The following is a 13,666-nucleotide window of genomic DNA, read 5'->3' as shown; positions in this document are numbered from 1 at the left end:
CTGGCGACTGATTTCTATTCCCCGTTGGCACTTTGAAAGTTCCGCCAGGCATCGATCGCCGGGGCAGGCAGCGCATGTTGAGTTCCAAGGGGAAGAGCATGGCCTTATTGAGTGAGACAGCCAAAGCGGCAACATTGCCCGGCAGCGCAATGGCGCCGACGGCATGGCAGCGCTGGCGCTATCGGATGAAGGTCGCGTCGCGGGAGCCGACGACGCTGATCGGCGTCCTGACGGCACTTCTCTTTACCTATCTCATCGTCGTGCCGATCATCTCGATCGTGCTCGATTCCGTGCGCGTCCAATTCGGCCACGAGCGGCGGCTCGGCAAGGACTTTGGCGAGCTTACGCTCTACTACCTTGATCGAGCCTTCCTGTCGCCGGTCTCGGTCGATCTTTTCTGGCGGCCGCTCTTCAACACGCTATCGGTCGCGCTCGGAGCGATCAGCCTGTCTTTGTTGATCGGTACGGTGCTCGCCTGGTTGATCAGCCGGACAGACATGTTCGGACGGCGCTGGTTCGCAACAGCGCTGATCGTGCCCTACATGCTGCCGGCCTGGACCTTTGCGCTTGCCTGGACAACGCTCTTCAAGAACCGCACCGTCGGCGGCCAGCCGGGCTGGTTCGAGGCCATGGGGCTGACACCGCCCGACTGGGTCGCCTATGGGCGCTTCCCGATCATCGTGATCCTGGCGCTACATTATACGCCTTTCGTCATCCTGCTGTTTGGCTCTGCCCTTCGTCGCTTCGATTCCCAGCTCGAAGATTCCGCCCGTATCCTTGGAGCCAAGCGCTACCAGGTGGCGATGCAGATCATCCTGCCGCTGATGCGTCCCGCACTTTTGTCCTCGATGGTGCTGATCTTCGCCAAGTGCCTCGGCGAGTTTGGCGTGCCCTATGTGCTCGGCCTGCCGGTCAAGTTCGAAGTGCTTTCCACCTCGCTCTTTCGCAGCATCGCGTCACGCCAGACCGGCGTTGCCGGTGTCGTCGCGGCCTCGATCATGCTGATTGGTATCGTCACCCTGATGATCGATGCGCGTCTCGTTCGTGAAGCCCGGCGCTTCGTTACTGTTGGCTCGAAGGGTTCGATGAACCGCCAGAGCCGGCTCGGCAAGTACCGCCTGCCGGCGACCGGTTTTGCCGCACTTATCTTTCTCTTGAGCGTCGGACTGCCGCTTCTGACCCTGTTCCTCTCCACCATCATGAAGCTGCCGGCGCAGTTCACGCTCGACAATTTCACGCTCGACTACTGGATCGGGAGTGATCTCCACACGGTGGCACTGCAGACCGGGGTCCTCTTAAGCCCCGATCTATGGGCGGCTGCAAAAAACACGCTTGTCATCGTCGGCCTTGCGTCCTTGACCTCGGGCATTCTCGGACTTCTTGTCGGCTATGTGGTCATCCGCACGCCGGTGAAGGTCCTGTCGGTCTATCTGCGGCAGGTCACCTTCTTGCCCTATCTGGTGCCGGGTATCGCCTTTGCCGCCGCCTATCTGTCGCTCTTCGCCGTGCCACGCGGACCGATGCCGGCCCTCTATGGTACCGTCACCATCCTGGTCCTGGCGCTGATCGCCGACCAGATGCCTTACGCCTCGCGCGCCGGTATCTCGGCCATGACCCAGCTTGGCAAGGATCCGGAAGAGGCAGCCCAGATTTCCGGCGCCGGCTGGTTCCGGCGGATGATGTTGATCGTCATTCCGATCCAGAAGGGCTCGCTGGTAACAGGCGTGCTGCTGCCCTTCATCTCGGGCATCAAGGGCCTGAGCCTCTTCGTCATCCTCGCCGTGCCGAGCACCGATGTTCTGACCACCTATTCGCTCCGGCTCGTCGACTACCACTACACGCAAGCCGCCAATGCCGTCGTGCTGATCATCGCGGCGATCGCCTATCTCGGAACCCTGGCAGCCCAGAAGCTGACCAAGACCAATCTCGCAGAAGGACTCGGAAGCTGATGCCCACCATCAATCTCAGCGGCGCCCAGAAGAACTACGGCGTCAATTCCGCCAATGCCGTCTCGAACCTCGATCTCGAAATCCGCGACGGCGAGTTCATGTGCCTTCTTGGACCCTCTGGCTGCGGCAAGACCACGACGCTGCGCATGATCGCCGGCCTCGAAAACCTCTCGGACGGCGAGATCCGCATCGGAGAGCGGGTGGTCGACTCGGTCAGGGCAGGCGTGTTCATCCCGCCGGAAAAGCGTGAGATGGGGCTGGTATTCCAGAGTTACGCGCTCTGGCCGCACCTGACAATCGAACGCAACACCGACTTCGGTCTGAGGCTGCGCAAACTGCCGAAGGAAGAGCGTGAAATGCGCGTCGAGAAAGTGATGCAGGCGCTCGACATCGCCAAGTACCGCGACCGCTACCCGTCGCAGCTCTCGGGCGGCCAGCAGCAGCGCGTGGCGCTCGCCCGCATGCTGGCGGTCAATCCAGGCGTTCTGTTGCTCGACGAACCGCTGTCGAACCTCGACGCCCGGCTCCGGCTCGAGATGCGCGCCGAGCTCAAACGCATCCACAAGGAGTTCAAGACGACCATCGTCTTCGTCACCCACGACCAGTGGGAGGCAATGACGCTGGCAACGACGATCGCCGTCATGAACGAGGGCACGCTGCAGCAGATGGGCACGCCCAACGATATCTATGATCGCCCGGCCAATCGCTTCGTCGCGGAATTCGTCGGTAGCCCGCCGATCAACATCCTGAACTTCGGATCGGCCGCCGCCTCTGAGCTGTCGCGCGCAGCCGAGGCCTATCTTGGCACGCGCCACCCGTCGCTGCGCGGCATTGGCTCGATCGGCATCCGACCGGAAGCGATCGGCTATTCGGTCAAAACCGACGATGTGCCGGCCGGCAGCTTCTCCGGCGAAATGACGGTGACAGGCGTCCTGCCGACCGGCGGCAGCTGGATCCTGGAGCTCAGGAACGGCAGCGACACGCTGTTCTTGACGACCAATGCCCTGCCGCGCGTCGAGACCGGAACGAGGGTTTCGTTCTTTGCGCCGCCTGAGGCGCTGCACGTCTTTAACAAGGACGGCCAGCGGATCGCCGAAGCGGACGCGCTGCTGCGCAAGTCCACGCTGAACTAAGGCGCTTCAGTGCCGAACGACAAACCGAAACATAATCTGAGGGAGGAACAGACGATGCAATTTCTAAGGACTGAAAGGACGCACCGTGCAATCAGGCGCGCGCTGCTGGCAACGACCATCGTCGCCTTCGCCGGACCGGCGCTGGCACAAGAGCCGTTCGACCTGAACGCGCTGATCGAGGCCGCGCGCAAGGAGCCGCCGATTACGGTTTATGACAGCACCGGCAAAATCGTCGAAATGGCCAAGGCCTTTGCCGAGAAATATGGCGTCGGCGCCGAGGGCTCCAAGGTCAAGGCGACGGCCCAGCTTGAGATGATCATTCGCGAGGCCCGTGCCAACAACATCCAGGGCGATGTCTCGATCATCAGCGACGCACCGGCCGCGATGGCGCAACTCATCCCGCAGGGCTTTGCCGAAAGCTGGCTGCCGCCGGATCTCGCAGCCAACATCCCCACTGAGTATCAGGACCCGCTGACCGTCGTTACCAGCGCCAATGTCTGGGCCTACAACACCGAGCTCTTCGACAAGTGCCCGGTCAGCAACATCTGGCAGCTGACGGGACCTGAGTGGAAAGGCAAGGTCGCCATGCAGGATCCGCTCGGCAAGCCATCCTATGTCGACTGGTTCAACCAGATGGCCAAGCACGGCGACGACAAAGTGGCGGCCGCCTATAAAGAGCTTTACGGGAAGGATCTCGAAACCGACGACGGCAGTGCGACGGCCGCCTGGGTCAAGGCGCTCGCTGCCAACGCTCCCTTGCTGACGGACGCCGATGCGGCCGCTGCTGATGCCGTCGGCGCGCCGGGTCAGTCGCAACCCTTCATGGGGCTGATGAGCTCGGCAAAGTTCCGCGACAATGCCGAAAAGGGCATGAAGCTCGGCCTTTGCAAGGACCTGAAACCCTGGCTCGGCTGGATGTATCCGGGCGTCGGGCTGATCACCAAGGGCACCAACAGCCCGAACGCCTCAAAGCTCTTCATCCACTACGTGATGACCGCCGAAGGCATCGCGCCGCAGGCAGAAGACGGAAAAATGTCGACCAACAAGGACGTTTCACTGCCCGCAGACGAGCCGTCGGGCATCGGCGCCGTTCTTGATCAGGTCATGCCCTACCAGATGGCAACGAGCCTCGACGACTGGGACGCGCGCGAGACCTGGCAGGACCTGTGGCGGCTCAGCTACCAGAAGTAATCGCCTGAACATGTGAAACGGTCTCCTTGGGAGGGGAAACCATGAGCAAAGGTAAGAACAGGGTTATGATCATGCGGGCGGTATTTGCCGCCCTTGCGGCCGCATTGGCCGTCGAGGCAAACGCCGAGGAGGCGTTTGATCTCAATGCGCTGGTGGAGGCGGCGAAGAAAGAAAAGCCGATCAATGTCTATGACAGCACCGGCAAGATCGTCGAGATGGCCGAGGCCTTCACCGCCAAATACGGGGTGAAGGCGACCGGCGTCAAAGTCTCGGCCAACAGCCAGCTGGAGATGATCATCCGCGAAGCCCAGGCCGGCAACGTCCAGGGCGATGTCGCCCTGATCACCGACGCGCCGGCAGCGCTCGCCCAGCTTCTGCCGCAGGGCTTCGTCGAAAGCTATCTGCCCGGCGACATGAAGGAGAAGATACCGGCGGCCTTCCAGAACCCGCTGGCGATTTCGACCAATGCCAATGTCTGGGCCTATAACACCGAGGCCTATGACAAATGCCCGGTCGGCAATATCTGGGAGCTGACTGAGGCAAAATGGAAAGGCAAGATCGCGCTGGTCGATCCCCTGACCAAGAGCACCTATACCGACTGGTTCAACCAGTTGGAAAAGCATGCCGACAACGCCGTGAAGGAGGCCTACAAGGTCCACTTCGGCAAGGATCTCGAAACCGCTGAAAAAAGTGCAGCGGCCGCCTGGATCAAGGCTCTGGCACAAAATGGCCCGCTGGTAACGGACGGCGACGATCCGGTTGCCGAAGCCGTCGGCGCCGCCGGCCAGAAGGAGCCCTTTTTCGGGCTCCTGAGCTCCGCCAAGTTCCGTGATAACGAAGGCAAAGGCTACAAACTCGGGCTCTGCACGGAGCTGACCCCCTGGGTCGGCTGGACCTACACCAAGCTCGGCCTGATCGCCTCGAAATCCGCGAGCCCGAATGCCGCGAAGCTCTTCATCCACTACGTGCTGACGGAAGAGGGCATCGCGCCCCAGATGAAGGACGGCAAGCTGCCGACCAATGTCGACATCAAGATGCCTGAGGACGAACCGTCGGGGATCATGGAGGTAGCGGACCGCCTCTTTCCCTATGACGCGGCCACTGGGCTTGACGATTTCGACCGGCGCGAGGAGTGGCAGGATTTCTGGCGCATGAACTACAGCAAGTAAAATCCCGGCCGGCGCGGCCTCACGAGGACAGGTCGCGCCGGCCGTTCCAGGATGAACAGGAAGAGAGCATGACCGACGCCAATCTCGCCACGAGCCGTAGCCAATCCGATAGAGACGCCAAGCGCGACTACTCGCGGCGACTGATGACGATCGCCGAAGGTGCGGCCCGCTCGGCCGCCGGCCCCTTGCTCGCTGCGTTTCGCTCGGAAATGGTCGTCGACTACAAGCGCGATCTCCACGACGTCGTGACGGTCTACGACAGGCAAGCCGAGGCATCCATCCGCGACTACATCTTCGCGCACGAGCCGAATTCGGCGATGCTTGGCGAAGAGGGCGGGCAGGTCGGTGAGGGCGACATCCAATGGTACGTCGATCCGATCGACGGGACCGCGAACTTCGCACGAGGACTTGCCTTCTGGTGCATATCGGTTGCGGCGGTTGAAGGCGGATCGGTTGTGGCCGGGGTCGTCTATGACCCGGTGGCCGATCTCCTGTTTTCGAGCGACGTCGAGCGTGCCTATCTCAATGGAAAGGTCATTGCCTCCAAAGCCATCGGTGACGAAAGCCGGGCAACGCTGATCACCGGCTACCCGGTCTCGCGCGACTTTCGCCTGGATGGCCGCAGCGAGGCACTTGCCCGCCTCGGTGATCTGGTCGAAACCTTCTCGACCGTGCGTCGCCCTGGAAGTGCTGCTTTGAGCATCGCCCATGTGGCGGCGGGTTTTGTCGATGCGGCCGCGGGCTTTGGCGTCAACGCCTGGGATGTGGCCGCAGCGACGCTGATCCTGAAGAACGCAGGCGGCCGTTATGCGCCGTTGTCGCTTGGCAAAGTGCCGGAAGGATCCGTCGACTACCTTTGCCCGGGGTATCTCGCCTATGGTCGGGGTGGCGACTATCCAACCCTGAACCGTGTCGCCGCCGCAATCTCTGCCGGGCGCAGCGCGAAGGCGCCGTCGCCATGAAAGCCCATGAGGAAACCATGCTCGACAATCTTAGCGATGCCTCAACCACGGAAATGACCAGCAGCGAATTGCCAAGGCTCAGTCTCGTCTATCCGAAGCATCCGACCTATGGCGTCGACATCTTCATTTCCGGCAAGGAAGGTGCGAGCGACCTCGAACTCCTGCGCAAGAGCGGGATCACGACGGTCGTCAATTGCGCGGTCAATCTGGACTTCAATTTCGTCGACCAGCCGAAGCTCGTCTCGGATCACCGCAACAGCATCCATGGACCGGGCGAAATCCGCTACTACAAGATCGGGCTTATCGACGGGGATGGGAACCCGGACACGCAAATGCTGGCCGCGCACTACATCCTGCGAGCGGCCCTGGAGCAGGTCCTACCCGAAAAGCCGTCCTATCCCAGGCGCGAACGTGGCGGTGTGCTCGTCAACTGCCGCGGTGGCCGATCGCGCTCAGTCGTCGTCGTGTCGCTGTTCCTGCATTTGACGCTGCCTGATCAATTCGAAACATTGGAGCGCGCCATCGACTTCGTCCGCGAGAAGCGCGAGATCCCAAAGGACGAGTGGTACAAGGCGCCCAAACCGGTTCTGGCGGCCTCGGCCGAGCGAGCCGCGGGATGGGCACGTGCGATTGAGAGCGGGAAGGCCTGACCCGAGAACGCAGTTCAGAGACCGTCTGCAGTATGGGCCACGGAAACCTGCTCTCAGTACCGCCAGGGATGCCGACGTCTCGAGGTCAGCCAGCCGTCGACGCATTCTCGGCCGCCCCTCCGGTCGCGACAGCTGGTTCTTTCGTGCATGCCAACGCGTTCGAACGCCCAAGCGGAATCGAAATCGCTTTATTAGGCGGAGCACCTTGACGCGCGCGGCCGGCGCCACCCTTGACGCCGGCAGATCGTGATTGAGTAGAATGAAAGGCCCTATTGTTTGGGCAATATGCCCTTGTTTACGAGCCATGTTTCGAAGGTGCCGGGGCACCCTTCGCTGGTCCATCGTCCCCGATAGGAAAAGCCGGGTGCTGCGCGCGCCGTCCCGACGAAGCCGTCATATGCGCTTCTATCGGCCCCGCCTATTTTGAATGCCTTACCGGGATGTTTCCTCTTTGCCTTTGTGAATTTCATCGTCCGCCCCTTACGCAGTACAACCATGAAGTCGAAAGCGTCGCACAGCGCACGGTGCAGTCAAGGATTAGGCAATGAGCAAAAGGGGTTAGTCGCCGCACTGCCTCAGCAGTCCAGCAACCTCTGAGTGAAGAAGACCCAGAATCCGCCTCTCGGGCACGCCAAAATCGCTTCCAACCGGCGAGCGTGGCAGCTGGCCGGTTGTGCCGAAGTGACGCGCGTTTAGCGCAAAATATCTTCAAATAACCTCGTTTCGCGCCTGTGTCAGAGCTCTGAAGAGCGTCTGAGAGAGTGCATACCGTTAACTCGGCCCGAAATTAAAGGATTGGCAAGGCTCCCTGCACGAAGAGGCGACTACTCTCCATCTGGTTGCAAAGAAACTGCCATGAACATACTGACCCTGCCACTGATCAGGCATTGCGCCTCGGCCCTGCTGAAATGCCGGTCCGGGAACTTCGGCCTCTTGGCAGCGCTTGTCGCGATCCCCCTCATTGCCGCTCTTGGCGTTGCGATCGATTTCGCAGCCGCGGTCAACCGAAAGGCCGCTATGCAAAGCGCGGCCGATGCTGCGGCACTGGCGGGAGCTGCAGCAGGTGTCGGTTCGGAGCAGAAGATCGCCGTGGGTTTTCTCGGCGCCCATCTTGGCAGCAGCGACACGCAAGATCTGAAAGAGCCCCCGAGCTGGAACCATCAGGTCACGGTCGAGCGGGATACGGTAGCGGTGGCCGTCAATGAGGACTACGAAACCGCCATCATGCATATGTTCGGCTTCCGGACGGTTCCGATCTCAGTCATCGCGAAAGCCGCCCGAGGGGCTGGCAGCTCGGCCTGCATCCTGATCCTTGATCCGGGCAGGGCCGATGCGCTGAAGATCATCAATTCGAACTCGGTCACCAGCGAATGCGGCTTCCAGGTGAACTCGTCCCATTCGCAACGTGCGTTCTACGCCGAAAACCAGGGGAAGTTCGCAGCACCGCTGATCGCCGTCACCGGCCAGTCGAAGCTTTCCGGCCGCCTGATTTCGCCGCCGCCGGTCGACGGATCTCCTGTCGTGCCCGACCCCATGGCCGGCATGCCCGAACCGGCGTCGCCGAACGACGCCTGTACCTCCCAAAGCCTGAAGACGATCAACAGCCAGGGCAAGTCGTCGCTCGAGCCCGGGATCTATTGCGGCGGGCTGACCGTGAATGCCACGGACGAGTTAACGCTGAAGCCCGGAATCTACGCGTTCCGCCGCGGCGCGTTGACCTTGAACACATCGGCCAAGGTCATAGGCAAGGACGTGCTTTTCTATTTCGAGGACGCGCAATCGCCGCTGTTTTTGAACGGTGCGGCAATCCTGCAGGTATCGGCGCCAACCAGCGGCGCGCATGCCGGCATCCTGATGTTCCAGGGCCGGCAGGCGAAGGACAGCAGCGTCCAGTTCCGCATCAACACGTCTGCTGGAAGCTTCTACAATGGGGCGATCTATTTGCCCTATGCGGTGGTCGACTGGAACGTCAGCGGAAGCCTCAATTCGGAATCGAAGTTTACCGCACTGATTACCAGGGTTTTGAACCTCTACGTGTCCGGAACGGCCTTCTTCAAGAAGCCGGGGGAAGAGGGCAAAGATTTCGTGCCCAACGGCTTCGGCAGGGGAGGCGGCGTGCGGCTGGTGGAATAGCGTCGAAACCAGCCCGCCGTAATTGCGTGCCCCGGTGGCTTCGCTCGTGCGCTCGACTTTTCGGCATTGCCAATCATCGCGAAGATGGAAATGCTCAGCGGCGAAGCAACAAAAGGCATTGCTCTTCGTGCGGGGCCGCAGATGGATGGATATGGCTGAACGACGATACGGCGAAGCGCCGCCCAAGACCGACAGCACGATTGCAAGCGCCGACTGGTACGGTCGCCAGATCGAGCGCGAGCGATACGACAACACGCTGTTCGTCGATCTCGACCTGACCGAGGCGCAGACCGTCGGCGTGGTCTTTCACGAATGCACCTTCCGGCGAGCCCGGTTCAATGCATCGTCACATCAGGCGAGCGCCTTCGTGAACTGTACATTCGTCTCCTGTAAGTTCTTCGATAGCCGCTTCAAGGAGTGCAAGTTCGTCGGAAGCATGTTCGACGCTTGCGAGTTCGACCAGATGCAGGTGACGGGCGGCGACTGGTCCTTTACCGGATTGCCAGGCGCTGCTCTCGGCCGCGCATCCTTCAAGGAAACGCGAATGCGGGAAGCGGATCTGACCGGCGCCTCCTGCAAAGGCGGCTCGCTCAGGGACGTCGATCTTTCCGGTGCCTGGCTGCATGGGGCAGATTTTACCACCTGCGACCTCAGGGGCAGCGACCTCACCGCCTTCGATCCGGAGAATCTTCGCCTCAAGGACGCGATCATCACGATCGACCAGTCGATCATCATCGCCGAGGCTCTGGGTCTCGACGTCAGGCGAAAGTGACGCTGCCGGCGACGTATAGGACCCAACGGGTGCCTGCCGCGGACATGTCTTCGACGGCGCTATGGATCGCCTCAAAGGCATCGCTCTTGAACTTGCGCTTGGTCGCCATTGCAAATCTCCTAGAGGGCACCGGTCCTGATTTCCGCGTCAAGCTCGGCCTGCGCCGATAGAGTTCGGCGAACTTCCGGAAGGCCGGGAGGTCACTTGCCGGAAGATGGGGGAGGCGGGCCGGAGGTAAGGCCGGATTGCCCGAGAGCACCAAGAGATACCATCACACAGAGCTTTTACCGGATAGCATGCTGCAATGCCGCGGTGTCGACACCAAACGAAACCCACGGAAAGATATTTCCGTTGGCTACAGCCATCCGGACCTTTTGAACCGCCAGTAGAGAATAGAGCAGAGCGTCGCAATGACACCGAGGACGGCAAAGTAGCCGTAACGGGTTGCCAGTTCAGGCATGTGTTCGAAGTTCATCCCGTAGATTCCGGCAATGGCTGTCGGTACGGCAAGAATTGCGGCCCAGGCTGCAAGCTGCCGTGTGATGGTGCCCTGTCGTTGCTGCTCCAGGAGATTGGAGGCCTCGAACACGGACGTCATTATCTCGCGAAGGCCGCCTACCAGGCCTTCCACACGTCTGACATGGTCAAGAACGTCTTTGAAGAATGGCTTGGCATTGTCGTCGATGCAGGGCAGCTCGAGATGAGTTAGCTTACCCGCCACCTCTCCCATCGGCCCGAGCACCCGCTGGAAGCGAATGACGTGACGGCGCATCCGGAAGATGCGCCTGATCTGCTCGGGCTGCAGGAAGGACACAAGTACGTGTTTCTCGAGCTCCAGAACTTTGTCCTCAAGCGTTTCGACCACCGGCAAATAGCCGTCGACAACGAAGTCGATGATGCCGTGCAGGACATAGTCCGGTCCGTGCTCAAGAAGCTGGGGCGACTGTTCCAGGTGTTGGCGCAGTTCCTTGTGGGAGCGGGCAGAGCCGTGGCGAACAGAAATCAGGTGGTGCTTCCCCACGAAAATGCAGGTTTCGCCGTAGGTGATCTTGTCACCCTCAAGGTGGGCCGTCTTGACGATCACGAACAACTGGTCGCCGTAGATGTCCACCTTCGGCACCTGATTGCCGTTGAGGGCGTCTTCGACGGCAAGTGGGTGAAGAGCGAACATGGCCTGAAGGTCGGCCATTTCCTGCTTTGTCGGTTCAGTCAAACCGATCCAGGCGAAGTCGCTACCTGATGCTTCGAATGGTTTGGCGGCAAGCGGGATTTCTTCGGCGCGCTTGCCCGAACGATACATGTAGGAGGCGACGACTGGCATTTTTTGAAGTTCCGGGAGTTGATATCGCAGCGTGAAGCATCTGACCCAAGGTTAGATCGTGACTTGCTCGCCAATCTCGACCACGCGATTGGCTGGCAGCTTGAAATAGGACGATGGATCGATGCCGAGACCTGCAAGTGCAATGTAGAGCTTGTCTTGCCAGCCGGGCAGACCTGAGTTCGGGTCACCAATAAGGGTCCTGCGCCCGAGGTAGAAAGAGGTCTGCATGATTTCGAACTTGAAACCTGCCTTCTTGCACAGTGACAGCGCCTTCGAGACGTTCGGTTCGTCCATGAAGCCGAAGCAAAGCTCGAGCCTTGTAAACCTGTCTGACAGTTCAGTCATTGAGACGCGGTCTTCCTGCGCGACATACGGATGCTCGGATGTGCGAACCGTCAAAATAACATTGCGTTCGTGCAGGACATGATTGTGTTTGATGTTGTGGAGGAGAACGGCGGGTGTCTTATCGCCGACGCTGGTTAGAAAGATTGCCGTCCCTCGAACGGTCTGGGGCGCATGGGTGGACTTCTCTATCGAGCGGATGAATGTTTCCAGCGGGATATCGTTGCGCGCGGTCTTTTCGCGCAGCATTGCGGATCCCCGCGTCCAAGTCCACATCACCACCATGATTGTCAGTGCCAATGCCACCGGCACCCAGCCGCCATCATGAATCTTGAACAGATTGGCAAGCAAGAAGACGCTCTCGATGACGAGCAATGGCGCTAGAAGCAGTGCAGCCAGAACGGTTGAGTATCCCCAGACGGAGCGGAGAAACTGGAACGCCATCACTGTTGTCACAACCATCGCGCCTGTGACCGAGATTCCATACGCGGTCGCGAGAGACTCTGAGTCCCCGAACGAGAAAATCAGCACGATGACCCCGACGAACAGCAGCGCATTTACGGCAGGGACATAGATCTGGCCGGTGTTGGTCTCGGACGTAAATTTGATCAGCAGTCGAGGAAGAAAGCCCAAATGGACCGCCTGGCGAGCGAGAGAAAACGCTCCCGTGATGACAGCTTGGCTAGCGATGATTGTCGCCATGGTCGCGAGAATGACCATCGGCAGCAGCGCCCAGTCTGGATAGAGAAGATAGAATGGGTTGTTGACCGCGTCTGGGTGGCTCAGCACGAGCGCGCCTTGGCCGAGGTAGTTCAGCGCCAATGCGGGGAATACAAGGATAAACCATGCCGTGCTGATCGGTTTCCTCCCGAAGTGGCCGAGATCTGCATAAAGGGCCTCGGCTCCCGTGACCGTCAGAAAGACGGCGCCAAGCACGATCAGGCCTGCCCAGCCTGCATGCGTGATGAACCACAGGGCGTTGATCGGGTTCAGAGCCTGCAGGATGGTCCAGTCGTCGCCGATGTGGATGAGACCGCCCCACGCCATCGCGAGGAACCACACAACCGTGATTGGCCCGAAAAACCTTGCGACCGCTTCCGTACCCTTGGACTGCACGGCAAACAATGCAACCATAATGACCGCAGCAAGGGGAAGTACGTAGTCCGAAAAGGCTGGTGTGACGAGTTTCATGCCTTCGAGCGCCGACATGACCGAGAGGGCAGGGGTGATCATGGCATCCCCGATAAACAGGGCCGCCCCGATTAGGCCCGCGAAAAACAACACGGGCATGAAACTGCCGGTCTTCTTCATCAAGAGCGCGAGAAGCGACAATGTTCCACCTTCACCGTCATTGTCGGCGCGTAGGAGGAAAAGCACGTATTTGAACGTCACGATACACGTCAACGTCCAAACCATCAGGGAAATGAGACCGATGACTTCGTCAGGCTGCGCCCCGTCGTTCAAGAAGGGGCGAAGGGCCTCCCGAAAAGCGTAGAGCGGACTTGTTCCGATATCGCCATAGACAACGCCGATGCATCCAAGCAGTAGAACGAGAAAGCTCTGCGTTCCCGATCGAGGTCCGACAGCTTCGCTGTGAGCATTGGGCATAAGGTCTCCTGAAACACCGTCGGCATTAGCGATGGCAGATATATGCTGCATTGCGAAAGTCCAGGCAATTCTCACAGGAACCGCTCGAGAATGTCGAGTGTGAATAATCGGCCGTGGGACAAACCTAACTCGCGAAAACATCAGGGAATGGTTTGCGTTCCCACCCGCATCGGCTGAGATCAGTGTCCCGCATTGCTGAGGCGAACCAGTTGCGCTTTTCTCTCGAGAATACCGAACGATGAACGACGCAGTGAATGTCGATTGTGAAGTCTCTGGGCCCGCATCGCAGACCGAGTTAAGCGAGGTTGCTGAATTAGCCCCCGAAAGGCCCGGACATGCTCCCCCACTTAGTTAAGTGTGTAGGAGTAATGTCGGCATTATGACTAGCAGCAATTTTAAGATGGAAGTTCTCTCTGGGCCGGAACGTCGGCGGCGC

Annotated in this window: 10 protein-coding genes and 1 pseudogene; 8 read left to right on the top strand and 3 right to left on the bottom strand. The window is 60.0% G+C overall.

What is annotated here, in order from left to right:
- The first annotated feature begins 98 nt into the window (after positions 1-98).
- From IB272_RS20695 to IB272_RS20660, 8 genes are all read left to right on the top strand, one after another.
- Positions 99-1,949: an iron ABC transporter permease gene (locus IB272_RS20695; protein ID WP_060580708.1), complete on the top strand. Its 1,851-nt coding sequence runs from the start codon at positions 99-101 to the stop codon at positions 1,947-1,949.
- Positions 1,949-3,082, top strand: a complete 1,134-nt coding sequence (locus IB272_RS20690) for an ABC transporter ATP-binding protein (RefSeq protein ID WP_060530112.1) — start codon at positions 1,949-1,951, stop codon at positions 3,080-3,082. The genes IB272_RS20695 and IB272_RS20690 overlap by 1 nt, the downstream gene beginning before the upstream one ends.
- 54 nt (positions 3,083-3,136) lie before the next feature.
- Complete coding sequence (locus IB272_RS20685) at positions 3,137-4,273, top strand: ABC transporter substrate-binding protein (RefSeq protein ID WP_034796395.1); 1,137 nt, start codon at positions 3,137-3,139, stop codon at positions 4,271-4,273.
- Positions 4,274-4,344: 71 nt separating this feature from the next.
- Entirely contained in the window at positions 4,345-5,442 is a 1,098-nt protein-coding gene (locus IB272_RS20680) for an ABC transporter substrate-binding protein (protein WP_192445023.1), read from the top strand.
- Between the two features lie 68 nt (positions 5,443-5,510).
- Positions 5,511-6,404, top strand: coding sequence for an inositol monophosphatase family protein (locus tag IB272_RS20675; RefSeq protein ID WP_192444898.1), 894 nt, complete (start codon positions 5,511-5,513; stop codon positions 6,402-6,404).
- Between the two features lie 17 nt (positions 6,405-6,421).
- The gene (locus IB272_RS20670; protein ID WP_246810394.1) at positions 6,422-7,054 is read left to right on the top strand and encodes a dual specificity protein phosphatase; all 633 of its coding nucleotides are present in this window, start codon (positions 6,422-6,424) and stop codon (positions 7,052-7,054) included.
- Positions 7,055-7,909: 855 nt separating this feature from the next.
- Positions 7,910-9,187, top strand: coding sequence for a pilus assembly protein TadG-related protein (locus IB272_RS20665; RefSeq protein ID WP_192444896.1), 1,278 nt, complete (start codon positions 7,910-7,912; stop codon positions 9,185-9,187).
- Between the two features lie 151 nt (positions 9,188-9,338).
- Positions 9,339-9,959: a pentapeptide repeat-containing protein gene (locus tag IB272_RS20660; protein WP_034796525.1), complete on the top strand. Its 621-nt coding sequence runs from the start codon at positions 9,339-9,341 to the stop codon at positions 9,957-9,959.
- Between the two features lie 28 nt (positions 9,960-9,987).
- Here IB272_RS20660 and IB272_RS34980 read toward each other — a convergent pair.
- From IB272_RS34980 to IB272_RS20650, 3 genes and pseudogenes are all read right to left on the bottom strand, one after another.
- Positions 9,988-10,068, bottom strand: a pseudogene (locus tag IB272_RS34980) (transcriptional regulator); the annotation flags it as partial.
- Between the two features lie 246 nt (positions 10,069-10,314).
- Entirely contained in the window at positions 10,315-11,280 is a 966-nt protein-coding gene (locus tag IB272_RS20655; protein ID WP_029742789.1) for a magnesium and cobalt transport protein CorA, read from the bottom strand.
- A 51-nt stretch (positions 11,281-11,331) separates the two neighbouring features.
- Positions 11,332-13,230 carry a potassium transporter Kup gene (locus tag IB272_RS20650; RefSeq protein WP_034796384.1) on the bottom strand — a complete coding sequence of 633 codons (1,899 nt, stop codon included), beginning with the start codon at positions 13,228-13,230 and terminating at the stop codon, positions 11,332-11,334.
- Positions 13,231-13,666 lie beyond the last annotated feature (436 nt).

The sequence above is a fragment of the Ensifer sp. ENS08 genome (genome assembly GCF_014852195.1).
Classification (GTDB): domain Bacteria; phylum Pseudomonadota; class Alphaproteobacteria; order Rhizobiales; family Rhizobiaceae; genus Ensifer; species Ensifer adhaerens.
Note: the sequence above shows the minus strand (reverse complement) of the source record. Positions and strands in the feature narration are given on the sequence as shown.

Coding starts and splice junctions, on each gene's coding strand:
- IB272_RS20695 (WP_060580708.1), top strand. CDS start 99: ATGGCCTTATTGAGTGAGACAGCCAAAGCGGCAACATTGCCCGGCAGC.
- IB272_RS20690 (WP_060530112.1), top strand. CDS start 1,949: ATGCCCACCATCAATCTCAGCGGCGCCCAGAAGAACTACGGCGTCAAT.
- IB272_RS20685 (WP_034796395.1), top strand. CDS start 3,137: ATGCAATTTCTAAGGACTGAAAGGACGCACCGTGCAATCAGGCGCGCG.
- IB272_RS20680 (WP_192445023.1), top strand. CDS start 4,345: ATGCGGGCGGTATTTGCCGCCCTTGCGGCCGCATTGGCCGTCGAGGCA.
- IB272_RS20675 (WP_192444898.1), top strand. CDS start 5,511: ATGACCGACGCCAATCTCGCCACGAGCCGTAGCCAATCCGATAGAGAC.
- IB272_RS20670 (WP_246810394.1), top strand. CDS start 6,422: ATGCTCGACAATCTTAGCGATGCCTCAACCACGGAAATGACCAGCAGC.
- IB272_RS20665 (WP_192444896.1), top strand. CDS start 7,910: ATGAACATACTGACCCTGCCACTGATCAGGCATTGCGCCTCGGCCCTG.
- IB272_RS20660 (WP_034796525.1), top strand. CDS start 9,339: ATGGCTGAACGACGATACGGCGAAGCGCCGCCCAAGACCGACAGCACG.
- IB272_RS20655 (WP_029742789.1), bottom strand. CDS start 11,280: ATGCCAGTCGTCGCCTCCTACATGTATCGTTCGGGCAAGCGCGCCGAA.
- IB272_RS20650 (WP_034796384.1), bottom strand. CDS start 13,230: ATGCCCAATGCTCACAGCGAAGCTGTCGGACCTCGATCGGGAACGCAG.